Genomic DNA, 25691 nt, shown 5'->3' with positions numbered 1-25691 from the left:
CGTTCTTAACCTGACTAACGCGGACTTGCAGAGTCCACGCTACTTTCTTGCTATGAAACCCACCCGCCTGCTTCTTTCCCTCAGCCTGCTAAGCGCCGTTCCGGCCGCCGCCCAGCAGCCCGTGCTCACGCCGGAGCACCTGCGCGCCAGCGTGGCCCGCTTCAATGCCCTGGACAAGGAGGACGTCATCAACTTCGTGCCCAATGCACAGGCGGCCGACTGGCTGGCCCGTGAGGTGCCGCTGTTCGAGTGCCCCGATTCGGCCATTCAGGAGACATATTATTACCGCTGGTGGACCTTCCGCAAGCACCTCAAGCAGACGCCTGACGGCTATGTGTTCACGGAGTTCATCACGCCGATGAAGCACGCCGGGCCCTATAACACTATCAGCAGCGCGCTGGGGCACCATATCAACGAAGGCCGCTGGCTGCACGACCCACAGTATATCGACCAGTACACGCGCTTCTGGCTGATGGCTAAGCAGCCACAGGTGAACACCAAGCTGCACAGCTTCAGCAGCTGGCTGCAGGATGCGGTGTATGGCTTGTACCAGGTGAATAACAACCAGGCGTTTGTGCAGGAAATGCTGCCCGCGCTCAACGCCGACTACCGGCAGTGGGAAAAGGAGCGGATGCTACCCAACGGGATGTTTTGGCAGTACGACGTGCGTGATGCCATGGAGGAGTCCATCAGCGGCGGGCGCAAGGAAAAGAACGTCCGCCCCACCATCAATAGTTACATGTACGGCAACGCTAAAGCACTGGCCGCCATGTACAAACTTACTAAAGTCGACAGCCTCGAACGCAAGTACACGGCCAAAGCCAAACAGCTCCGCGCCGATGTGCAAAAGGTGCTTTGGGACCCCAAAGCCAGCTTTTTCAAGGTGCAGTACGAGAAGGGCGGCCTCTGCGAGGCGCGGGAGGAGCTGGGCTACATTCCCTGGTACTTCTCGCTGCCGGCCGATAAGGCGACTTATGCCAAGCAGTGGGAGCAACTCACCGACGAGCAGGGCTTCAAAGCACCCTGGGGCCTGACCACGGCCGAGCGGCGTGCCCCTGGTTTCCGCACCCACGGCTCGGGCCACGGCTGCGAGTGGGACGGCGCGGTGTGGCCCTACGCCACCACGCAAACGCTTAAAGGCCTGGCCAACCTGCTCACCGAATACAAGCATCAGGACGGCATGAGCGCGCAGGTGTACTACGACGAGCTGCACAAATACGCCCTCTCGCACCAGAAAAACGGCGTGCCCTACCTGGGTGAATACCAGGACGAAAAGAACGGCGAGTGGCTGAAAGGCGACAACCCGCGCAGCAGCTACTACAACCACTCCGGCTTCGCCGACTTGGTGATAACCGGTCTCGTGGGCCTCAAGCCGCGGGCAGATAATGTGGTAGAGGTGGTGCCACTGGTGCCAGCTGGCAAGTGGGATTGGTTTGCCCTGGACCAGGTGCGCTACCACGGCCGCATGATTTCGGTGATTTGGGATAAAACCGGCCAGAAATACGGCAAAGGCCAGGGCCTGCGCATTTTTGCCGATGGCAAGGAAATCGTTCGTGCCAGTGAATTGAAGCGGGTGACGGCTAAGCTACCCGGTTAATAATTGGTCATGCGCAGCGCAGCGAAGCATCTCGCTCGGGGTAACTAAATACTTGCTACATGCGAGATGCTTCGCTGCGCTCTGCATGACAGATTAAATTCTATGAAACGCTTCCTTTCCGCCTTTCTCCTGGTTCTCACCTTCTCGGCGGCCCGCGCCCAGGACTTTTACAACGTTCTGAAATACGGCGCCAAAAACGACAGCACGAAACTGTCCACGGCCGCTATTGCCAAGGCCATTGACGCGGCGAGCAAGGCGGGTGGCGGCACGGTGTACTTCCCGGCCGGTCGCTACTGCACCGGCCCCATTCACCTCAAAAGCAACATCACCATTGAGGTAGGCGCGGGCGCCATCCTCTATTTCAGCGACAACTTCGACGACTACCTGCCTATGGTGCCCTCGCGGTATGAGGGCATCGACGTGACCAGCTTCTCCCCTCTGTTCTATGCTTATAAGGCCGAAAACATCACTATCAAGGGCCGGGGCATCATTGACGGGCAGGGCAAAAAGTGGTGGGACTACGCCGAAGGGCAATCGCGCAAAAGCCAGGATTCGAAGTGGCAGCAGGAATTCAAGCGCCTCAACGCCAACATCCTGAAGCCAGATGAGCAGGGCGGCGTGATTGACCGCGCGTTTCTGCGTCCACCCTTCATTCAGCCCATGTTTTGCAAGAACGTGCTGATTGAGGGCATCACCATCCGCAATTCGCCGTTCTGGACCGTGAACCCGGAGTTCTGCGAGAACGTGACTGTGACGGGTGTCACGATTAACAACCCGAAGTCGCCGAACACCGACGGCATCAACCCGGAGTCGTGCCGCTACGTGCACATCTCCAACTGCCACATCAGCGTGGGCGACGACTGCATCACCATCAAATCGGGCAAGGACGCGGCCGGCCGCAAGATGAACGTGCCGGCCGAAAACTACACCATCACCAACTGCACCATGCTCAGCGGGCACGGCGGCGTGGTGATAGGCTCGGAGATGTCGGGCGGGGTAAAGAAAATCGTGATTTCGAACTGCGTGTTTGACGGCACTGACCGGGGCATTCGCATCAAAACCGTGCGCGGGCGCGGCGGCGTGGTGGAAGACATTCGGGTCGATAACATCGTGATGAAGAATATCCGCGACCAGATGATTGTGCTCGATATGCAGTACGCCAAAACCACGCCCGAGCCGGTGAGTGAGCGCACGCCGCGCTTCCGCAACATCCATTTCAGCAACATCACCGCCGAGGGCAACCAGGCCGGCCTGCTGAATGGCCTGAGTGAGATGCCTATCGAAAACGTCTCGTTTTCCAACCTGAACCTGGATGCCAAGCAGGGCTTCACCATTCGGGAAGCGCGCAACATCGCCTTTCACAACGTGCAGGTGAATACCACCATTGGGCCCGCCGTGCGCGCCGAAAGCGTGCAGCTGCTGCGCCTCGACGGCGTGGGCAGCGCTACCCCGCTGGCCGGCACCCCGCAAGTGGAGCTGGGCGACGTGCAGGATGCCTTCATCTACAATTCCTTTCCAGCAGCGGGTACCGAAACCTACCTCAAGCTGAAAGGCGCCAAAACCCGCAGCATTGTGCTGCAAAACAACAATTTTAAGTACGTGAAAGCGCCCGTGTCGCAAGACGAAGCGGTAACGGAGCGAGTGGTTGGGCCATAGCACCGTAGCGTGGACTCTGCGAGTCCGCGCTTGCCGGAACTATAAGCCTTTCGCCCAAGCGCGGACTCACAGAGTCCACGCTACACTTCCCACCCATGCCGCGCCTCATTTTATTTCTCCTGCTCCTCACCCTTCCCGCCGCCGCTCAGCAACCGCTGAAGCTGTGGTACGCCCAGCCTGCGGCCAAATGGACCGACGCGCTGCCCCTCGGCAATGGCCGACTGGGCGGCATGGTGTTCGGCGGGGTGGGGCAGGAGCACATTCAGTTCAACGAGGCCACGCTCTGGACCGGCCGGCCGCGTGCCTACGCCCGGCCCGGTGCCGCGCAGTACCTGCCCCAAATCCGCCAGCTATTGGCCGAGGGCAAGCAGGCTGAGGCCGAGGCGCTGGCCGAGCAGCACTTCATGGGCCTGAAGGACCACGAGGAATCCTACGAATCCGAAAAGGCCGCTTGGCTGCAAAAGTTGCGCACCCTGAGCGTGGCACAGGCCCTGGCCCAGCCGGGGTGGAAGCCCCTCGCCATCCCTACCCTCAATGGCTGGGAAAGCGCCGGCCTCGACGGTTTGGACGGGGCGGTGTGGTTTCGGACCTCCTTCGACCTGCCCGCCGCTTGGGTCGGCAAAGACCTCACCCTGAGTCTGGGCCGCATCCGCGATGCCGACGTAACTTACGTGAACGGCCAGCAGGTGGGCACCGACGAGGGCATCAGCAAGAAGCGGCGCTACCGGGTGCCGGCCGCCGCGCTCCGGCCGGGCCGCAACGAGGTGGCCATTCAGGTGCTGAATTTTTACGACAAGGGCGGACTGATTGGGGTGAAGGAAAAGCAACCGGTGTTTGTGGTGTATCCGGAGAATGCCGCGCCCGAAACCGGCGTGGCGCTGAGCTCTGATTGGCAATACTGGGTGCAAGACGCCAACCCGCCGCTGGCCCCGAGCTACCAGGCCTCGTACCAACCGTTTGGGGATTTGTGGCTGGACTTTCCGGCGTTGGGCCAAGCCAGCGACTACCGCCGCGAGCTGGAAATCACGCAAGCCGTAGCGCGAACGGAATACCGGCAGAATGGAGTGGCGTTTACGCGGGAATACTTTGCCAGTGCCCCGCAGCAAGCCTTGGTTAGCCGCCTGACGGCTGGCACAAAAGGCAAACTCACTTTCACGGCCCGCTTCGGCAGCGCCCACGCCAACCGCAAAACCTATCGGGTAGACGACCACACACTGGCCCTGGCCGTGCAGGTGCGCGACGGCGTGCTCCGCGGCGTGAGCTACCTGCGGGTGGCCGCCAAGCACGGCAAAGTCACGGTAACGGACAACCAGATTCAGATTGAAAATGCCGACGACGTTACGCTTTTCCTGACGGCCGCCACCACCTTCAAGAGCTACCAGGATGTGTCGGGGCAACCGGAGCAACAGGCGAAACAGGCGCTTGAAAAGGCCTCAAAACGAAGCTACGAAGACTTAAAAGCCGAGCACGTTCGGGACTATCAAACGCTCTTTAACCCCTTCGCCCTCGACCTGGGCCACACTGCCAGCGAGCAGCTGCCGACGGACACCCGCATTCAGCAGTTCACCCCCACCGCCGACCCCGCGCTACTGGCGCTGTACCTGCAATTCGGGCGCTACCTGCTGATTTCTTCCTCGCGGGCCGGTGGCCCGCCGGCCAACCTGCAAGGCCTGTGGAATGACTCGCTGACGCCCTCCTGGGGCAGCAAGTACACCACCAACATCAACCTGGAAATGAACTACTGGCCAGCTGAAGTGCTGAACCTGTCGGCCTGCACCCCGCCGCTGTTCCGCTTCATCAACCAACTCGCCCAAACCGGCCGGGCCACGGCCCAGGCCCACTACAACGCCCCCGGCTGGGTGCTGCACCACAATACCGACATTTGGGCCGGCACCGCGCCCATCAACGCGGCCAACCACGGCATCTGGGTGACGGGCGCAGCTTGGCTGTGCCAGCCCGTTTGGGAGCATTATCAGTTCACGCAGGACCGGGAATTTCTGCGCCAGCAGTACCCCGTGCTGAAAGAGGCCGCCCGGTTCTACGCCGCTTTTCTGGTGAAGGACCCACGCACCGGCTGGCTCATCAGCACGCCTTCCAACTCGCCCGAGCACGGCGGCTTGGTGGCTGGCCCAACGATGGACCACCAGATTATCCGCGAGCTGTTCAACACTACCAGCGCCGCTGCCAAGGTGCTGGGCGTGGATGCCGATTTGCAGCAGGAGCTGACCGCCAAAGCCGGCCAGCTGGCCCCGAACCAAATCGGCCGGCACGGCCAACTGCAGGAGTGGCTCGAAGACAAGGACGACCCCACCGACACGCATCGCCACGTGTCGCACCTCTGGGGCGTCTTTCCGGGCTCCGAAATCAGCCCTGCCGAGCCCAAGCTGCTGCAGGCCGCCCGCACCTCGCTCACCCAGCGCGGCGACGGCGGCACCGGCTGGAGCCTGGCCTGGAAAGTCAACCTCTGGGCGCGTTTCCGTGACGGCGACCACGCCCAGCGCATCCTCCAAAACCTGCTCTCGCCGGCCGAAAACGGCACCGGGCCCGAGCAGGGCGGCGTGTACAAAAACCTTTTTGACGCCCACCCACCATTCCAGATTGACGGCAACTTCGGCGGGGCGGCGGGCATGGCCGAAATGCTCCTGCAAAGCCAGACCGGTGCATTGGACCTCCTGCCCGCCTTGCCCACTGCTTGGGCTAGCGGCAGCGTGCGCGGCCTGCGGGCGCGCGGCGGCTTTGTGGTGGATATGAAGTGGGCGCAGGGCAAGTTGGCGGAAGTAGAAATTAAGTCGGAAGCCGGGCGGGAATGCGTGGTACGGTATGGCGGGAAGGAAACGCGGTTTGCCACGAAAGGGGGACAGGTTTATAAACTGACGGACGTAGGGGCAGGGCTTGCCCCCGCCCGCCGCTGAACAAACACAGAATGACACTTGTGCAGCTATTGCAACGATTTTGGGCCCCAACGGACAGGAGCAAGCCTTGCCTTTACATCGTGCTGCTTTTACTGCTGCTCACAGTCCAAACTCACGCCCAAACCCGTCTCACTACACCTCTGCTCGACAACTGGCGCACCATCGCCGACGACCACAACCAACAGGCTCACTCCAACTTCGAACGCCCCGATTTCGACGACAAAAACTGGCAAACTGTGACCGTACCCCACAACTGGGACGCGTACGAGGGCTACCGTCGCCAGCGCCACGGCAACCGCCACGGCTACGCCTGGTACCGCAAAACCTTCACCACACCTGCCACCGCGAAAGACGCCCGCAGCTTCCTGTTTTTTGAGGGCGTGGGTTCCTACGCCACCGTTTGGCTGAACGGCCTACAGGTAGGCTACCACGCCGGCGGCCGCACCACCTTCACCCTCGACGTAACGGCCGCGCTTCGCCCTGCCGGCCAGCCCAACGTGCTAGCCGTGCGCGCCGACCATCCCGCCAACATCCAGGACCTACCCTGGGTGTGCGGCGGTTGCTCCGAGGAGCGCGGCTTCTCGGAAGGCTCGCAGCCCATGGGCATTTTCCGGCCGGTGTCGTTGGTGGTCACCAGCCCAGTGCGGGTCGAGCCCTTCGGTGTGCACATATGGGCCGATTCTACGGTGTCGGCCCAGGCCGCCCGGTTGAACGTAGACACAGAGCTGCGCAACTACGGCGTCACTTCGCAAACCCTGACCGTCAGCAGCCAGCTGCTGGACCGGCAGGGGAGGAGCGTGGCCGAAACCAGCACCAAGCAGAAACTGGTGGCCGGGGCCAGCGCCCAGCTTCATCAGCAGCTGCCGGAGCTGAAGCAGCCGCATTTGTGGTCGCTGCAAGACCCGTATTTGTATCGGCTGGTCACGAAAATACGCGCCAAAGGCAAGCTGCTCGATGAGATAGAAACGCCCTACGGCATTCGCTGGGTGAGTTGGCCGATTGGGCGGGCAGCGGCGCCCGGGCAGAAGCAGTTTTTGCTCAATGGGAAGCCGGTTTTCATCAATGGCATTGCTGAGTACGAACACATGCTAGGCCAGAGCCACGCCTTCACCCCGGAGCAGATTCGCACCCGCGTGCAGATGATAAAAGCCACTGGCTTCAACGCCTTCCGCGACGCCCACCAGCCGCACAACCTGCGCTACCAGGCCAACTGGGATTCGCTGGGGCTGCTGTGGTGGCCGCAGCTGGCCGCGCACGTGTGGTACGACACGCCGACCTTCCGCCAGAACTTCAAAACCCTGCTCACCGACTGGGTGAAGGAGCGCCGCAACTCGCCCTCGGTGGTACTGTGGGGCCTTGAAAACGAAAGCACGCTGCCGGCGGACTTCGCCCGCGAGTGCAGCGCACTCATCCGCCAGCTCGACCCCACGGCCTCGCGCGAGCGCAAAATCACGACCTGCAACGGCGGTCAGGGCACCGATTGGGACGTGCCCCAGAACTGGACCGGCACCTACGGCGGCGACCCCAACCAGTACGGCGCCGACGTGGCCCGCCAGGTCCTCATCGGCGAATACGGCGCCTGGCGTACCCTCGACCTGCATAAAGAATGCCCGCCCGCCTTCAACAGCGGCCCCTTCAGCGAAGACCGGTTTGCCCAGCTAATGGAGCTGAAAGTGCGCCTCGCCGAAGCCGCCAAAGACCAGACCGCCGGCCACTTTTTCTGGCTGCTGACCTCGCACGACAACCCCGGCCGGGTGCAGGGCGGCGAAGGCCAGCGTGAACTTGACCGCATCGGTCCGGTGAACTATAAAGGCCTGCTCACGCCCTGGGAGGAGCCCACGGATGCCTTCTATATGTTCCGGGCCAACTACGCGTCCAAAGCCACGGGGCCCATGGTTTACGTAGCCTCGCACACCTGGCCCGACCGTTGGCTGACACCCGGCCGCAAGGACAGCATCACCGTCTATTCCAACTGCGATGAGGTGGAGCTGTTCAACGACGTGAACGCCGCCTCGTTGGGCCGCAAAACCCGCCCGGCGGGCATTGGCACCCATTTTCAGTGGGATGGCGTCGACGTCAAATACAACGTGCTCTACGCCGTAGGCTATGTTGCCGGCAAGGCCGTAGCGAAGGATTATATCGTGCTGCACCACCTGCCGAAAGCGCCAAATTTTGACCAGTTCCTAGCCGATGCACAGCCCATCACCCGGCCGCAGCCGGGCCTGAACTACCTCTACCGCGTGAACTGCGGTGGCCCGGCTTACCAGGATGAAAACGGCCAGACCTGGCAGGCCGACCAACCCCGTACCGACCCCAAAACCTGGGGCTCCGAGTCGTGGACGCAGGATTTCCCCGGCATCACGCCCTTCTTCGCCAGCCAGCGCCGCACCCATGACCCCATTCGCGGCACCCGCGACTGGCCCCTGTTCCAAAGCTTCCGCTACGGACGCGAGAAGCTGCGCTACGCCTTCCCCGTGCCCAACGGCGAGTACACAGTGGAGCTGTATTTCACGGAGCCCTGGCTGGGCACCGGCAGCGGGCTGGACTGCACCGGCTGGCGCCTGTTCGACGTGGCCATCAACGGCGAAACGGCGCTTCACAACCTCGACATTTGGAAGGAAGCTGGACACGACCAGGCTCTCAAAAAGACCGTGAAAGTGCGTGTAACTGACGGCCAGCTGATTGTTTCCTTCCCGCACGTTGCTTCCGGCCAGGCCCTGATTTCCGCCATAGCCATTGCTACTGCCGATGCCAACGCCCAGCCCGCACAGGGCCCGCAGCCTGTCATCGGTAGCCTTAAAACCACCAACACAACGCAGGCCGCGCAGTGGTCGGCCCAAACCTGGCTCGACACAGGGAGCCAAACTTTCAGCGATGCACCGGCTGCTTTCAGTGCCCTGCCTTCGGCGCTTTACGGGGCCGAGTGGCTGCGCGGGTCAAGTAAGGCCGGGGCCGCTGGCGGCACGTTCAGCGTGAGCACCGCCGCCGATGTGTACGTTGCCCTCGACGCCAAGCAAGCCACGCGTCCCGCTTGGCTGAAGGAATACGAGGACACCAAAACAACCCTCGAAACCACCGGCCCAAGCACCTCCACTTTCCATCTGTACCGCAAGCGGTTTCCGGCTAACGCCAATGTTGCTCTCGGGACCAATAGCAGCGCTTATATCGTGGCCGTAAACCGCACCAGCAGCATCGAGCCGGCCTACGACCTCAAGGCCGTCACCGGCTACAAGCCTGCCACCGCCCGGCTCAGCGGCCCTGGCCTAGTGAAGGAAACCGTCAACACCAAAGAAAGCATCACCTTCAAAGAAGCCAGCGGCAGCGCCCTGGAATGGACCATTCAGGTGGGCGTAGCCGATACCTACTCGCTCACCTTCCGCTACGCCAACCCGCTGGCCCGCCCGCTCGCCGCCACGCTCACCGTGGCGCTGGCCGACGGCACCGTCCTCAAAACCGAAAACGTGGAGCTGCTGCCCTCCAAGCCCGGCAAGTGGAACTACTTGGCCACCTCCACCGGCACCATGATAAACGCCGGCAGCTACCGCGTGAAACTCACTGCCGCCGACGCAGCCGGGCTGAGCGTGTCGGGGCTGGATGTGCAGTAGTAAGGTCGGGAACAACACCGTGTCATCCTAAGCATTCTGCGAAAGCAGAGACGAAGGACCTTATTACCGCTGAACGGTTTGCAGTAATTCAAGCGACGCAGCCGTGAGAAGGTCCTTCGTCTCTGCTTTCGCAGAATGCTCAGGATGACCGATGGTTTTCTGCGGCTCGGTTTTGCCTGATGTTATCCTGCCCTAGCCAAGATGTTATAATAGGAGGCTAACAATCTACAGCACGCCCGCTCCGGCCGCCGGTAAATTTGCTAGCAGTACCAGCAGCCCCTATTTCGGCGCTATGTCGCGGCAATTTGGTAATATGGCCTCATGAGCAATTTGCGAGTTCTTGACCTTGTTATCATCGCGCTATACCTGGCGGCCATGATTGCCGTGGGCGCCTGGTTTGCCCGGAAAAACGACAGCGCCGAGCAGTATTCCAGCGCCTCCGGCCTGATTCCGGGCTGGGCCATCGGCATGTCCATCTATGCTACTTTTCTCAGTAGCAACACATTCCTCGGCGTGCCTGGTAAGGCCTTTGGTACCAACTGGAACGCCTTCGTCTTCAGCATTTCGATGCCGTTGGCGGCCTGGGTGGCCACGCGCTACTTCGTGCCGTTCTACCGCAGCACCGGTGAAATATCGGCCTACACTCACTTGGAGCACCGGTTCGGTAGCTGGGCGCGCACCTACGCGGTGGTGTGCTTCCTGCTCACGCAGCTAGCCCGCATCGGGTCCATCTTCTTCGGCATTGCGCTCACCCTGCAGGCCCTCACCGGCTTCTCCATGGAGTGGATTATGCTCATTACCGGCAGCTGCATCATCGTTTACACGGTACTGGGCGGCATCGAGGCCGTTATCTGGACCGAGGTGGTGCAGGGCGTGGTCAAGACTTTCGGCGCGCTGCTCATTCTCTACCTCATTGTGACCAACATGCCGGGCGGCGTGTCCAATATCGTGGCCATCGGGCAGGCCCAGCACAAATTCAGCTTGGGCGGTTTTGCCCCCGATTTCACCACGTCTACCTTCTGGGTAGTGCTGCTCTACGGCTTCTTTATCAACCTCAACAACTTCGGCGTCGACCAGAACTACGTGCAGCGCTACCACACGGCCACTTCGGCTAAGCAGGCGGCCAAGTCCATCTGGCTCTGTGTGTTGATGTACGTGCCGGCCTCGCTGCTGTTCTTCGTCATCGGCTCGGCGCTCTTTGCCTACTACCAGGTACACCCCGAGCTAATTGAGGCCGTGAAGCTGAAAGTGGCCGCCGAAAAGCTGCCACTCACCGCCACCGCCAGCCAGCTGGCCCAGGCCGCCGCGCAGCTCCAGCCCGCTGATTACGGCGACAAGGTGATGCCGCACTTCATGGTCACGAAAATTCCGCCCGGCTTCGTGGGCCTCATCGTGTCGGCCATCCTGTCGGCGGCCATGAGCACCATCAGCTCGGGCATGAATGCCTCGGCCACCGTCTTCACCGTCGACATCTACCAGCGCTACTTCCGGCCCGGCCTTAATGTGAAGCAAACCATGCGCAGCCTGCACGTGGGCACCGTGCTGGTGGGCCTGCTGGGCATGGGCGTGGGCATTGCCATGATTGGGGTGAAAAGCGTCCTCGACGTGTGGTGGGAGCTCTCGGGCATCTTCGCGGCGGGCATGTTGGGTTTGTTCCTGCTCGGCATCATCAGCCGCCAGACGCGCAACGCCGAAGCCCTCACCGCCACCATTATCGGCGTGCTGGTCATCGTGTGGCTCACGCTCTCACCCAACCTGCCCGAGTCGCTGGCGGCCTTCCGTAATCCGCTGCACAAGAGCATGGTCATAGTGGTGGGCACACTCACCATTTTCCTGCTGGGCTTGCTGCTCACCCGCCTGCGTCAGCGTCGCACCGCGCCCCTTGTCCCCGAAGAAGTCTTAACCCAGTCCGTCCACTAGACGGCTCACTTTTACAGCCCGCGGCTCACCCGCCCCAGCCCTTTATTCTTATGAAAAACGCATCCAAGGGATTTATCCCCGTTATGCTCACGCCCTTCCAAAACGACGGGCGCATCGATTATCCCGCCCTTACCCGCCTCACGGAGATGTACTTAAAGGCAGGAGCGGCTGGCTTGTTCGCCAATTGCCTGTCCAGCGAGATGTTTGAGCTGAGCGCCGAGGAGCGCATGCAAAGCATCCGCCACATCGTGGATGTAGCGGGCGGCGCCGTGCCCGTAGTGGCCACTGGCACCTTCGCCGGCACCCTCACCGAGCAGGCCGATTTTGTGAAGCAAGTATACGCGGCCGGCACCGAGGCTGTCATCGTCATCACCGGCCTGCTGGCCGCGCAGGATGAATCCGACGCCGTATTCAACGAGCGGTTCCACGGCCTGCTCGCCCAGACCAGCGGCGTGCCCCTGGGCTTCTACGAGTGCCCGGAGCCTTACAAGCGCGTGCTCACGGCCGAGCAGCTGGGTGAGTTTGTGGCCACCGGCCGCGTCACCTACCACAAAGACACCTGCCTCGACCTCAACCAAATTAAAGCCAAGCTGGCTGCCACCGCCGGCCAGAAGTTTGGCCTCTACGACGCCTACATGGTGCATGCCGTGGAGTCGCTGAAAGCCGGCGCTGCCGGCCTCTCCTGCATCCAGGGCAACTTCTTCCCGGAACTCATCGTGTGGCTCTGTCAGAACTACGACAACGCCCTGCTGCAGCACGAAGTGGCTGAGGTGCAGGAATTCTTCATCAAGAACATGCACGTGATGCACGACGTGTACCCCACCGTAGCCAAGTACTCGCTCAAGCAGCGCGGGGTGGACATTTCCACCTTCACCCGCCGCAAGGTGGGCAACTTCACCGGCACCGTGCGTGCTGGGGTAGAGGCGCTCTACGGTGATTACAGCACCCTGAGCCGGCAGCTGGAATTGGTGGCTTAACCTTACGCCCTGACCTCCTCTACCCAAGGAGGAGGCACCTTTTAGGCGTAACTAATCCTACATCGTTGATAAAGTAAAAGAGCCTTCTGCATCAGCAGAAGGCTCTTTTACATTTCGTACCAAGGCATTTGGCTCCCCGAAGAATGCTTGGTCGCATTCCCCCAAAGAGCGGGGCCGGAGGATGTTACGCCGCCATTGCCAGCTCCTTGTGACTGTGCAGGTACTTCTTCTTGTACTCCAGTGGCGTCATCTTTGTGATTTTCTTGAAGTGACGGTAGAAATTCGATACGTTGTTAAAACCGCATTCGAAGCACACAACTTCTGTTGGTAGTTTGTCCTCAATCAGCTGACGGCAAGCCTGGCTGATGCGGATTTCGATGAGGAAATCGTAGTAGGTTTTCTTCGTGATGAGCTTGAAGTAGCGGCAGAATGACGTGACGCTCAGGTTGCTGATGGACGCAATTTCGTCGAGCGTGATTTCCTTTTTGTAGTTCGACAGCGTGTAGTTGCACACCTTATTGATGCGCTGCACGTCCGACTCGTTGCTCTGCTTGAAGGCGTGGTGCTCCGAGGCAATGGTTTGGGTTTCCGTGGTTTCAGAAAGCACCTTCAGGATGGACAAGAAGATGATAATGCGGTCCAAGTCGGTCGCTAGCACGGCCTGGCGCATCAACGGGGCTAGCTTGGCCTTGGCCTTGCCGGTGATGAGCAGGCCGCTTTTGGCCTTCTCAAACAGCTTGGGAATGAGGTAGGCTTCGGGCAGGCCGAAGAGGTAGCGGCCCAGGCACTCGGGTAGAAACTGAATTACAATGGCCTCCACCTGCTTGTCGGGGTTGCCTTGGAAGTACTCCTCGTTGCAGCGCCACACGTGCGGTAAGTTGGCCCCCACGAGCACCATTTCATCGTCCGAAAAATTGCTGATGTTGTCGCCAATCAGGCGCACGCCCTCGCCTTTAATCGTGTACACTAGCTCCAGCTCGGGGTGGTAGTGCCAGGTGGTACCGAAGTACGATTTCACATCGTGGCGAATGCTGAACGAGCTCTGCGGGGCAACCGGGACTTTGTGGAAATGGGCTTTCATGAGGGAGAGAGTTTGGTGGGAATTGCGAGTGGGAGGGCAACCGGACGGGTAGAGCTGACGCGACGCTATGGTTACGAAATCGATTGTGTAGAAGAGCGAAACAAGAATCGGTAGGAAGAAGGGTAGGGTGGCAAAAGGTAGTGGCGGGCTGGCTTCTCTAGGATATTATCCTGCGTTTGGAGAAGCCTGAAACTGACTAGTAAATGATAATATCCGTCAGTAAGTAGTCACTAAACTATAGCCTTCAAAAACCTGAACTCTCCTGTACTTGCCTGCTCAGGCATCTCAGCGGGGTAAAAGAGGCAGAAAAAGACGGCTTGGACACAGGTGGGGTGGCCGTTTTTTGCTTTAGCAGCTTCTGGAGGCTGGCTTCAGCCCTATGGTAACATCCTACACTAAGTAGGCAAAAAGCCGGAGGCCTTGTGGGGAATATGCTGGCAAATTTGTCTACCCACTCAACCCGGATTTTTCCCGCCATTCCTAGCGCGTTAAGCAACCGTTTTCGGACTTGCGTGGGGCTTGGCTCCACTTTTACCCTATCAGCCCGTGACGACATTTCCTACCCACGAAGTTCTCCTGCTCGCCAGCGGCGACCTGCGCTTGGCCGCCAACCAAAACTGCTGGCCCGCCCAAGCCGCCATGGAAGCCCAGCTCACCGCCGCTCTTGAAAAGCAAGGCTGGACGGTGAAGCGCGCCCACGCCTACGACGCCGACAAGCAGCACGGCTTCCTCGATTCGCAAAAGATGGGCCTGGAGGTGTTCCGCCATATCCATCCCGAACAGCCGCTCATCGTGGCCGAAAGCGTATGGCAGTACTCGCACCACGTGCTGGCCGGCCTCACCACCCACCAAGGCCCCATCCTGACGGTGGCCAACTGGAGCGGGCAGTGGCCCGGCCTGGTGGGCATGCTCAATCTGAACGGCTGCCTCACCAAGGCCGGCGTGACCTACAGCACGCTTTGGAGCGAGGATTTCACCGACGCTTTCTTCGAGAATGGCCTCAAGCAATGGCTCTCCAAAGGGCGCATCACGCAGGACGAGCGCCACGTGAAGGACTTCGCCGACGCGACTTTGCCCGCCACGGAGGAGCACGCCGGCCGCAACTTCGGACGCAAGTTCAAGCAGCACAAGGCCATCATGGGTGTGTTTGATGAAGGGTGCATGGGCATGTACAACGCCATTGTGCCCGACGAGCTGCTGCACGCCACCGGCATCTTCAAGGAGCGCCTGAGCCAGGCCAGCCTCTATGCCGCCATGCGCCTCGTGACCGAGGCCGAGGCACAAGCCGTGCTCGATTGGCTGCTGGCCCGAGGCATGAAGTTCAACTGGGGCACCGATGAGGCTACCCAACTCACCAAGAATCAGACGCTGGAGCAGTGCAAGATGTACATCGCCGCCGTGCGCATCGCCGACGAGTTCGGCTGCGACACCATTGGCATCCAGTACCAGCAGGGCCTCAAAGACCTGACCGTGGCCAGCGACCTGGCCGAAGGACTGCTGAATAATGCCGACCGTCCGCCCGTATTCTCCACCACCGGCGTGGAGCTGTACGCCGGCCAGGCCCTGCCGCACTTCAATGAAGTAGACGAGTGCGCTGGCCTCGACGCCCTGCTCACCTACCGCCTCTGGAACGAGCTGGGCTTGAGCGGCGAAACCACGCTGCACGACCTGCGCTGGGGCCAGAGCTTCGACACCGGCGACGGCGACGAGTTTGTGTGGGTGTTCCTGATTTCGGGCGCCGCCCCGCCGGCCCACTTCGTGGATGGCTACGCGGGCACCAGCAGCGAGCGCCAGCCGGCTATGTACTTCCGCCTGGGCGGTGGCAGCGTGAAAGGCGTGAGCCGCCCCGGCTCCATCGTGTGGAGCCGCGTGTACGTGATGGACGGCAAGCTGCACTGCGACCTGGGCGTGGGCGAAGCCGTGGCCTTGCCTGCCGCCGAAACCCAGCGCCGCTGGCAGGAAACCACCCCCGAGTGGCCCATCATGCACGCCGTATTGAGCGGCGTAACCCGCGACCAGATGATGGCCCGTCACAAGGCCAACCACATCCAGGTGGTATACGCCCCCTACGCCGCCAAGGCTCATCAGCTCTGCCGCATCAAGGCCGCTGCCATGGCCGAGATGGGTATTGAAGTGCACTTCTGCGGTGATGTGAAGGGCTTGGAAAAAGTGGCAGCGGGAGAGGTGGCCTACGCCGCGCAGCCGGCTTAATTCCGGACTGAAACCAACGCCAAAAACCTACGCAAACAATTGCCTAAAATGTCCCACCGCCGCGCTTTACTCGCCGTTCTTTTCGTCTCTGCTTGTGCCGCCCAATCGGCCCGCGCCCAGTACCCCACCATTCCGCCGGAAGTGCAGGCCAAAGCCGATGCCGCTCTGGCCGAAGAAGAAAAACGCTCCGACGAAGCCTGGCAGAAGGCCCAGCCCATCATTCAGGCCGAAGCCAAGGCCGGCAAGCCTTACATTCCCTGGGCCGCCAAGCCCAGCGACCTACCGCAGTCGAAGCGGCTGGCTTTTCCCGGCGCGGAGGGCGGTGGAGCCTATGTTTTTGGCGGGCAGGGCGGCAAGGTATACGTGGTGAAAAGCCTGGCTGACCGCGGCCCCGGCACCTTGCGCGAGGCCCTGGAGCAGGGAGGCGCGCGCATTATCGTATTCAACGTGGCGGGCATCATTCGCCTGCAAAGCCCCATCATCATCCGGGCGCCCTACGTCACCATTGCGGGCCAGACGGCGCCCGGCGACGGCATCTGCGTGGCGGGCGAGTCGATTTGGATTAATACCCACGACGTGGTGGTGCGCTACCTGCGCTTCCGCCGCGGTGCTACCGAGGTGGCCCGCCGCGACGACGGCCTAGGCGGCAACCCGGTGGGCAACATCTGCATCGACCACGTGTCGGCCTCGTGGGGGCTGGATGAGAACATGTCCATCTACCGCCACGTGTATCACAACCCCGAAACCGGCAAGGCCGACAAGCTGCCCACGGTGAACGTGACCATCCAGAACTCCATCTTTTCGGAGGGGCTCGACACCTACAACCACGCCTTCGGCAGCACCATTGGCGGGCTGAATAGCTTGTTTACCCGCAACCTGTGGGCCAACAACATTGCCCGCAACCCCTCGGTGGGCATGTACGGCGATTTTAACTTCGCTAATAACGTGGTGTTCAACTGGTGGAACCGCTCGGCCGACGGTGGCGACAACCACTCGGAGTACAACTTCGTGAACAACTACTACAAGCCTGGTCCCATCACCCCGGCCGGCGAGCCCATCAGCTACCGCATTCTGAAGCCCGAATCGGGCCGCGACAAGGACGCCAAGAATCTGTTCGGCAAGGCCTACGTGGCTGGCAACGTGGTGGCTGGCAACGACAAAGTAACTCAAGACAACTGGGCCGGCGGCGTGCAGGTAGAGGTCCCGGCTGATGCCGATAAAATCGTGGCCGAAATCCGCACCGATAAGCCTTTCACCCTGCCTAACATGAACACCGTGCTGCCCGCCCAGGAGGCCTACCAGTACGTGCTGGCCAACGTGGGCTGCACCCTGCCCCGGCGCGACGCCGTGGATGCCCGCATTGTGGAAGACGTGCGCACTGGCAAAATCACCTACGCCAAAAACGCCCAGCCCACGCCGAAAAGCCCCTACATCAAGCGCCGCTTGCCCGAGGATTCCTATAAAAACGGCATCATCACCGACCCCGCGCAGGTAGGTGGCTACCCCGACTACAAAGGCACGCCCTACGCCGACGCCGACAACGACGGCATGCCCGACAAGTGGGAAACCGCCCATGGCCTCAACCCCAAAAACGCCGCCGACGCCACCCAGGACCGTGACAAGGACGGCTACGCCAACATCGAAGAATACCTGAACAGCGTGGTGCCCCTGCAGAACGTGCGGCCCAATGCCGGCAAGGTGAAGTCTTAAAACGAACGTCATGCAGCGCGCAGCGAAGCATCTCGCGTGCCACCACTAATTCTTTCGATTGATTTTACTGCAGCACGCGAGATGCTTCGCTGCGCGCTGCATGACGTTCTTAGGCTTAGGCTGGGAGCTCACTGGAAACCGAATGACTATAAAAACACGCTTCTCTGCGCTGCTTTTGCTGCTACTAGCATCCTTTGCACCAGCCGCTGACACCACCGGCCCGCTCAAAGTGTCGCCCAATGGCCGTTACCTGATGACGGGTAGCGGCAAGCCGTTTTTCTGGCTGGGCGATACCGGCTGGCTGCTCTTCAGCAAGCTCAAACGCGAGGAAGCCGAAACCTACCTTGAAGACCGCCGCAAAAAAGGCTTCAACGTGATTCAGGTGATGGTACTGCACCAGGTGCCCCTTGCCAACGTGTACGGCGACTCGGCCATGGTGCACGGCAATGTGGCCCGGCCGCTCACCACGCCCGGCAACTCACCCACCGATGCCGCGCAGTATGACTACTGGGACCATGTGGACTACATCGTGGACCTGGCCGCCAAAAAGGGGCTCTACATGGGTATGGTGCCGGTGTGGGGCACCAACGTGAAGAACGGCAAGGTGAACCAGAAGCAGGCCAAAACTTACGCTACCTTCCTGGCTGAGCGGTATAAAAACCGCCCCAACATCATCTGGCTGAATGGCGGCGACATTGCCGGCTCCGACTCGCTGAAGGTTTGGAACACTATAGGTGCTACCCTAAAAGCCGTGGACCCGAACCACCTCGAAACCTACCACCCGCGCGGACGCACGCAGTCATCGGATTGGTTTCATAATGCGAGCTGGTTGGATTTCAATATGTACCAGTCGGGTCACCGCCGCTACGAGCAGGATACGTCGAAAAACGAAACCAACCACTACGGCCAGGATAACTGGCGCTACCAGCAGGCCGACTACGCCCTGAAACCCACCAAGCCCTCCCTCGACGGCGAGCCTTCCTACGAAGGCATCCCACACGGCCTGCACGACATCACCCAGCCCCGCTGGACTGATGCCGACGTGCGCCGCTACGGCTACTGGTCGGTGTTTGCGGGCGCGTTCGGTTACACCTACGGGCAGAACTCGGTGATGCAGATGCACAGCAGCTTCGACAAAGGCAGCGCCTACGGTTCGTCGGAGCTGTGGTCGTCTGCCATCAACGCGCCGGGTTCGGCCCAGATGCAGTATTTGAAACAGCTGATGCTGTCGCGGCCTTTCTTTGACCGGGTGCCCGACCAGTCGCTGATTGCCGGTGAAGTAGGGGAGAAGTACAACCGCCTGATGGCCACGCGGGGCAAGAATTACGCCTTCATCTACACCTACAACGGGCGGAACATGAAGGTGAACCTGGGCAAAATTGCCGGCGCGAAAGTGAAGGCGTCTTGGTATAGCCCGCGCGATGGCAAAACCACCGCCATCGGCACCTTTGCGAACAAAGGCACTCAGGAGTTCAACCCGCCCGGCGAGCAGAAGGACGGAAATGACTGGGTGCTGATTTTGGATTCGGTGTAATGTATCGGGCCTGAGAAGGCCGTCAGGCTGAGCGCGGACGAGGCAGCTCTATCGCGCAAGTATTCATACTATTGCAACGAAGCGGTAGAACTGCTTCAACTGCGCTCAGCCTGACGTTCTGATTTTTCCTCCAATGACTAAACATTACTCCCTCCGCTTCCTCACCCCGCTGCTAGGCATCGCGCTGCTCACTTCCTGCGCGAAAGAGGCATACATGTTTACCTCCTTCCGCGAGCCGGCCACCGACGGGCTGCACTTCCTCTACAGCTACGACGGCTACAAGTGGCAGGACGCGGGCAAGTCGTTTCTGACGCCGCAGGTAGGCCCCAGCAAGCTCATGCGCGACCCCAGCATCGCGCAGGGCCCCGATGGCACCTACCACCTCGTGTGGACCTGTGGCTGGAAAGGTGATAAGGGCTTCGGCTACGCCAGCTCCAAGGATTTGGTGCATTGGAGCGAACAGCGCTTCATCGACGTAATGAGCCACGAGCCCGGCACCGTGAACGTGTGGGCCCCCGAAATCTTCTTTGACCCGCCTACGCAGCAGTTCCTCATTGTGTGGGCCAGCACTATCCCTTTGCGCTTCCCAAAGGGCCAGGAAGAAGAGGACAATAACCACCGCCTCTACTACACCACGACTAAGGACTTCAAGACCTTCTCCGCCACCAAGCTCTACCTCGACCCGGGTTTCAGCGCCATCGACTCTGAGGTGATTCGACGAGGCGTGGATGACTACGTGCTGGTGGTGAAGGATAACACTCGGCCCGAGCGCGACATCAAGGTGGCTTTCGGTCCCACGGCTACCGGGCCGTTCCCGAAAGTTTCGGCGCCCTTCACTGCCAATTTTACCGAAGGCCCCAGCGTGGCCAAACTGCCGCATAATCAGTGGCTGGTTTATTATGACGCCTACCGCGAGAAGAAGTACGGCGCCGCGAAAACCAGCGACTTCCTAACCTTCACCGACGTCTCGGCCAAAGTCAGCGTGCCGGCCGGGCACAAGCACGGCACCATTTTCATGGTGCCGCGCAAGACACTTAAAAACCTGCTGCAAACCGCGCCGGGTGGGGCGGCGGGGGCAACCTCAGCTACTGGAAAACAATGAGTAAATCCCAACTGCCGGCAACATGTAGCGTGGATTCTGTGAGTCCGCGCCCGGGCGAACGTTCTAATGGGACGCGGACTCGCAGAGTCCACGCTACAATGCTGGCGGCGTTACTTCCCATTCTCGCCCACGCCCAAGCTGCACCGGAAACTATCCGTTATACCGGCACCACGCTCAGCAACGTGGACTACCACCACGGCCAGTTACGCCCGGCCATCGGCACGCACGCCCGGCAGGTGCTGCGCGCCAACCGCGAACACCCCGACGCAGCCAACGGCGAAGGCTGGACCTACAACCACGCGCCCATGCTGGCCTACTGGCAGGGACAGTTTTACTACCAGTACCTCAGCAACCCCGTGGGCGAGCATGTGCCGCCCGGTCGTACCCTGCTGCTGACCAGCAAGGATGGATACACCTGGAGTAACCCCACGGTTATTTTCCCGCCCTATAAGGTGCCCGACGGCTTCACCAAAGCTGACCAGCCCGGCAAAGTGGCCAAGAACCTAATGGCCGTGATGCACCAGCGCATCGGCTTCTACACCTCCAAGAAAAACCGCTTGCTCACACTGGGTTACTACGGTGTTGCCCTCGACGCCAAGGACGACCCCAACGACGGGCAGGGCATCGGCCGGGTGGTGTGCGAGGTGCTGCCGGGCGGCAAGTTTGGCCCCATCTATTTCCTGCGGAACAACAAGACGTGGGACAAGTCGAAATCCGCTTATCCCTTCTACACCACCAGCAAGGACAAGGGCTTCGTGGCTGCCTGTGAAGAAATACTGGCCAACCCGCTGATGATGCAGCAGATGGTAGAAGAGCAGGACAAGGACGACCCGCTCATTCCCATCAAGAAGGATTACAAGGCCTTCAGCTACTACCACCTGCCCGACGGCCAGCGCGTGGTGGGCCTCTGGAAGCATGCCCTCACCACCATCAGCCCCGACGGCGGCAAAACTTGGCCTAACCCGGTCATCCGTGCGCCGCACTTCGTGAACAGCAACGCCAAAATCTGGGGCCAGCGCACCTCCGACGGCCGCTACGCCACGGTATACAACCCCTCGGAATTCCGCTGGCCGCTGGCCATTTCGACCAGCGAAAATGGCCTTGAATACACTGACCTTTGGCTGGTGCACGGTGAAATCACGCCCATGCGCTACGGCGGCAACTACAAGAGCTACGGCCCGCAGTACGTGCGCGGCATCCAGGAAGGCGACGGCCTGCCGCCCGATAAAAAGCTGTGGGTGAGCTACAGTGTGAACAAGGAGGACCTATGGGTGGCCTCGGTGCCTGTGCCCGTGCGCGCCACAGCCACAAGTCACGCCAACGAAGTTTTCGCCCAATTACCAGCCGGGCAGGAACTGGACCAGTGGAACACCTACAGTCTCGTGCAGGCTCCCGTCGAAATCGGCAAGCTGCCGGACGGCTCGAAGGGTCTCGTGCTCAAGGATTCCGATAAATTCGATTACGCCAAGGCCGAGCGCATCATTCCCGAAAGCAAGCAGCTGGTGGCCGAGCTGTCGGTAGTGCCCGGCCAGAACGACCACGGCTTGCTGCAAATCGAGTTTCAGGACGCCAAGGGCCAGCCCGCCGTGCAGCTCAGCTTTGACTCTACCGGCACGCTCAGCTACAAAGCCGGCGCCCGCTTCAAGGGCGTGACTAAGTACCAGGCCAGTCAGCCGCTGGACCTGAAAGTGACCCTGGACGCCCCCAACCGCACCTGCACCGTCACGGCCAACGGCAAAACCAGCACCTTCATCTTCTTTGCCCCGGTGGCTGCCTTCGAGCGCGTGATGCTGCGCACCGGCCCGGCCCGCCACTTTCCCACGCCCGACACCCCCGCCGACCAAGCTTACGACCTGCCGAAAGCCGGCGATTCAGAGCCGCTTGCGGTGTTTTACCTGAAGTCGCTGAAAACATCGGCGCCGGAGGTAACTGCTAAGACGCCCTGAAGTGGCGCCTCACCCCCCGGCCCCCTCTCCGAAAAGGAGAGGGGGAGCCACGGCGACAGAGGTTGTTGCTTGCTTTAGTATTTTTCATTGCTTGAATGGAACCGACCGAGCCGTATTTGCCGCAGGATAAAATCTTCACTGCTGATAAGAAGCAGTATGGTAAACTTGAGCTTAAAGCGCGAGCCAGAGGCATGCGCCATGAGCCTACGCCTGCTGAGGAAAAGCTGTGGCAACATCTGCGCGGTGGCCAGCTAGAAGTGAGGTTTCGTCGCCAGCACAGCATTGACCGCTACATCGTAGACTTCGTGTGCCTTTCCCACAAGCTGATAGTAGAACTGGATGGTGCTGGCCACCTAGAACCTGACCAAGCCGACTATGACAGTGGCCGCTCTGCTTTACTAGCTGAGCTAGGCTACCGCGTGCTCCGCTTCACTAACGAGCAAGCCCTCAACCAAACTGAAATAACCTTAGCCGCCATCAAGGCCAGCCTATAAAAGTCCCTCGCGCTCTTCCTTCCCTCCATGGTCGTCAGGCTCCCCTCTACTTTTCGGAGAGGGGGCCGGGGGGTGAGGCGCCACGCTCGCACAACATGCTCAAATACCTACTAGCCTTACTGCTCCTGCCGCTGAGTCAACTCCACGCCCAGCGTACCGAAACCCAATTCCTCTCCGGCACGGGCAATGACAAAACCGTGAAATGGCAATTCTACTGCACCGCGGGCCGCAACTCCGGCAAGTGGACTACCATCCCGGTGCCCAGCAACTGGGAGCTGCAAGGCTTTGGCAAATACAACTACGGACACAACAAAGACACAGCACGCGGCAAGGAAAAAGGCCTCTACAAGTACCAGTTCAAGGCACCTGCCGGCTGGCAGGGCAAGGTCGTAAACATCGTATTCGACGGTTCGATGACCGATACGGAAGTAAAAATTAACGGTCAGTCGGCTGGGCCCATCCACCAAGGTTCGTACTACCGCTTCAAATACGACATCTCGAAGCTGCTGAAATACGGCAAAACCAACCTGCTCGAAGCCACTGTGGCGAAGCACTCGGCCAACGAATCGGTGAACGACGCCGAGCGGCGCGGCGACTTCTGGATTTTCGGCGGCATTTTCCGGCCGGTGTTTCTAGAGGCCCTGCCGATTAGCCACATCAGCCGGGCGGCGCTGGACGCACGGGCTGATGGCTCGTTCAAAGCCGACGTGTATGCAAGCGGCGCAGCCGATGAAGTCGTGGGCCAGCTTTACACACTGGATGGCCAGAAAATAGGAGGAGAGTTTAAAGCTGCAGTAGCAGCCGGCAGCACAGCCACGCGCCTGCGAACCACCGTTTCCAACCCGCGGCTCTGGACACCTGAAACACCCAACCGCTACCGCTTGGCCCTCACGCTGCGCAAGGGTGGCCAAACAGTGCACACGCTCAGCCAACGCTTCGGCTTCCGCACCGTGGAGCTGCGCGAGCGCGAGGGCTACTACGTGAATGGCGTGAAGGTCAAATTCAAGGGCGTGAACCGGCACTCGTTTTGGCCCAGCTCGGGGCGCGCTACCAGCAAGGCGCTCAGCATCATGGACGTGAACCTGATGAAGGACATGAACATGAACGCCGTCCGCATGTCGCACTATCCGCCCGACGACCATTTCCTGGAAGCTTGCGACTCGCTGGGTCTCTTCGTATTCGATGAAGTGGCCGGCTGGCACGCGGCCTATAACACGCCCACCGGCACCAAGCTCACCGAGGAAATGGTGGTGAAAGACGAAACCCACCCCAGCATCATCGGCTGGATAAACGGCAACGAAGGCGGCCACAACTTCGACCTCGACCCCGTGCTCGACCGCATGGACCTGCAAAAGCGCCCCGTAGTGCACGCCTGGCAGGTATTTCGCGGCACCGATACCCAGCACTACATCAACTACGACTACGGCAACGGCACCCACCTGCACGGCCACAACATCGTGTTTCCCACCGAGTTTCTGCACGGCCTCTACGACGGCGGCCACGGCGCGGGCCTCGAAGACTACTGGGAGCAGATGTGGCGCGAGCCACTCTCGGCCGGCGGCTTCCTCTGGGACTTCTCCGACGCCGCCGTGGTGCGCACCGACAAAGGCGGTATCCTCGACACCGACGGCGACCACGGCCCCGACGGCATCGTGGGCCCGTACCGCGAAAAGGAGGGGAGCTACTTCACCATCAAGGAAGTGTGGAGCCCCGTGTTCTTCGAGCGCCGCGAAATCACGCCCAACTTCGACGGCACCTTCCGCATCCAAAACCGCTTCATCTACACCAACCTAAGCGCCTGCAAATTCACCTGGAAGCTGGCCCAACTGCCCACGCCCGGTAGCAGCGCCGCGCCCGCCCCGCGCACCGGCGCCATTGCCGCGCCCAGCATCGCGCCCACCGAGTACGGCCCGCTCAAGCTGGCGCTGCCCGCCGATTGGCAGCAGGCCGACGTGCTCTACGTGACTGCCACCGACCCTAGTGGCCGCGAAATCTACACCTGGAGCTGGCCCATTGCCCGCCCCGCGCAGATGGCCCAGCGGCTGGTGCCCACCACCAGTTCCGGCTCGGCTAGCATCACCGAAACCGACTCGCTCTACACCGCCAGCGCCCACGGCGTCACGCTCACCTTCAGCCGCAAAACCGGCCTGCTGCGCCAAGTGCGCAATGCCAAGGGCCTCATCCCGCTCACCAACGGCCCCGTGCTGGCCGAGGGCGAAACTGCCTTCGAAGGCCTCAAGCAGCACCAGGACGGTGCCAACGTGGTCATCGATGCCACCTTTGGCAAGGCCAGCCGCTACCAGTCGCTGCAATGGACGTTGTACCCCTCGGGCTGGGTCCGTATGACGGCCAAGTACTTCCCCAAGGACTACGATTTTGCCCTGGCCGGCCTCAGCTTCAACTACCCTGAAAAGGAGGTGCGCGGCATCCAGTGGCGCGGCGACGGCCCCTACCGCGTCTGGAAAGACCGCCTGAAAGGCACCAACCTAGGCGTCTGGACCAAGGCCTACAACAACACCAGCACCGGCGAGCCCGACGGCACCAAGAGCCCGCTCTACCCCGAGTTCAAGGGCTACTACTCCAACTTCTACTGGCTCACGCTCCAAACCACCGGCCAGCCCCTCACCATCATCTGCGACCAGGAAGACGTGTACCTGCGCCTCTTCACGCCCCGCTTCGCCGCCAAGCCCTACAACACGGCCCCGGCCTTCCCCAGCGGCAACCTCTCGTTTATGCACGGCATCACGCCCATCGGCACCAAGTCGCAAAAAGCCGAAAACATGGGCCCCATGGGCAAAACCAATATGTATTACGACTACAGCAAAGACCCTTCCTACGCCAAGGAAATCACGCTGTACTTCGATTTTTCGGGGGATAGCGCGCCTGCACCAAAGCCAGTGGGCAAAAAGTAGGAGGGAGGCCCTATTCGCTGGAGCCCGAGCAGCT

Annotated in this window: 14 protein-coding genes; 13 read left to right on the top strand and 1 reads right to left on the bottom strand. The window is 60.8% G+C overall.

Annotated elements, in window-relative coordinates:
- Window positions 1-52 precede the first annotated feature (52 nt).
- The 6 genes from I2I01_RS05490 to I2I01_RS05465 all read left to right on the top strand — a co-directional run bounded on the left by I2I01_RS05490 (window position 53) and on the right by I2I01_RS05465 (window position 12667).
- A complete protein-coding gene (locus tag I2I01_RS05490; RefSeq protein ID WP_196285397.1) occupies window positions 53-1597 on the top strand; it encodes an MGH1-like glycoside hydrolase domain-containing protein in 1545 nt (514 codons plus the stop codon).
- Window positions 1598-1699: 102 nt separating this feature from the next.
- Window positions 1700-3253, top strand: a complete 1554-nt coding sequence (locus I2I01_RS05485) for a glycoside hydrolase family 28 protein (RefSeq protein WP_196285396.1) — start codon at window positions 1700-1702, stop codon at window positions 3251-3253.
- Window positions 3254-3348: 95 nt separating this feature from the next.
- Window positions 3349-6165: a glycoside hydrolase family 95 protein gene (locus I2I01_RS05480; protein ID WP_196285395.1), complete on the top strand. Its 2817-nt coding sequence runs from the start codon at window positions 3349-3351 to the stop codon at window positions 6163-6165.
- Between the two features lie 80 nt (window positions 6166-6245).
- Window positions 6246-9770, top strand: coding sequence for a malectin domain-containing carbohydrate-binding protein (locus I2I01_RS05475; RefSeq protein ID WP_211537827.1), 3525 nt, complete (start codon window positions 6246-6248; stop codon window positions 9768-9770).
- 321 nt (window positions 9771-10091) lie between these two features.
- Window positions 10092-11690 carry a sodium:solute symporter gene (locus I2I01_RS05470; RefSeq protein ID WP_196285393.1) on the top strand — a complete coding sequence of 533 codons (1599 nt, stop codon included), beginning with the start codon at window positions 10092-10094 and terminating at the stop codon, window positions 11688-11690.
- Between the two features lie 50 nt (window positions 11691-11740).
- A complete protein-coding gene (locus tag I2I01_RS05465; RefSeq protein WP_196285392.1) occupies window positions 11741-12667 on the top strand; it encodes a dihydrodipicolinate synthase family protein in 927 nt (308 codons plus the stop codon).
- Window positions 12668-12851: 184 nt separating this feature from the next.
- Here I2I01_RS05465 and I2I01_RS05460 read toward each other — a convergent pair whose 3' ends face one another.
- Complete coding sequence (locus I2I01_RS05460; protein ID WP_196285391.1) at window positions 12852-13748, bottom strand: AraC family transcriptional regulator; 897 nt, start codon at window positions 13746-13748, stop codon at window positions 12852-12854.
- 546 nt (window positions 13749-14294) lie between these two features.
- On the opposite strand from I2I01_RS05460, the gene I2I01_RS05455 reads away from it, so the two are divergent.
- The 7 genes from I2I01_RS05455 to I2I01_RS05425 all read left to right on the top strand — a co-directional run bounded on the left by I2I01_RS05455 (window position 14295) and on the right by I2I01_RS05425 (window position 25657).
- Window positions 14295-15959, top strand: a complete 1665-nt coding sequence (locus tag I2I01_RS05455) for a fucose isomerase (RefSeq protein ID WP_317196858.1) — start codon at window positions 14295-14297, stop codon at window positions 15957-15959.
- A 48-nt stretch (window positions 15960-16007) separates the two neighbouring features.
- On the top strand, window positions 16008-17669 hold the full coding sequence (locus I2I01_RS05450) for a pectate lyase family protein (protein ID WP_196285390.1): 1662 nt from the start codon (window positions 16008-16010) through the stop codon (window positions 17667-17669).
- Between the two features lie 175 nt (window positions 17670-17844).
- The gene (locus I2I01_RS05445) at window positions 17845-19203 is read left to right on the top strand and encodes a glycoside hydrolase family 140 protein (protein WP_211537826.1); all 1359 of its coding nucleotides are present in this window, start codon (window positions 17845-17847) and stop codon (window positions 19201-19203) included.
- A gap of 133 nt (window positions 19204-19336) precedes the next feature.
- Complete coding sequence (locus tag I2I01_RS05440; protein WP_196285388.1) at window positions 19337-20305, top strand: glycoside hydrolase family 43 protein; 969 nt, start codon at window positions 19337-19339, stop codon at window positions 20303-20305.
- Window positions 20306-20403: 98 nt separating this feature from the next.
- Window positions 20404-22251: a sialidase/neuraminidase family protein gene (locus I2I01_RS05435; RefSeq protein WP_196285387.1), complete on the top strand. Its 1848-nt coding sequence runs from the start codon at window positions 20404-20406 to the stop codon at window positions 22249-22251.
- A gap of 95 nt (window positions 22252-22346) precedes the next feature.
- On the top strand, window positions 22347-22745 hold the full coding sequence (locus I2I01_RS05430) for an endonuclease domain-containing protein (RefSeq protein ID WP_196285386.1): 399 nt from the start codon (window positions 22347-22349) through the stop codon (window positions 22743-22745).
- Between the two features lie 95 nt (window positions 22746-22840).
- Complete coding sequence (locus tag I2I01_RS05425; protein WP_196285385.1) at window positions 22841-25657, top strand: glycoside hydrolase family 2 protein; 2817 nt, start codon at window positions 22841-22843, stop codon at window positions 25655-25657.
- Window positions 25658-25691: the final 34 nt, after the last annotated feature.

It is taken from the genome of Hymenobacter properus (assembly GCF_015694735.1).
GTDB lineage: Bacteria > Bacteroidota > Bacteroidia > Cytophagales > Hymenobacteraceae > Hymenobacter > Hymenobacter properus.
This window is presented reverse-complemented; position numbering and strand designations above follow the sequence as displayed.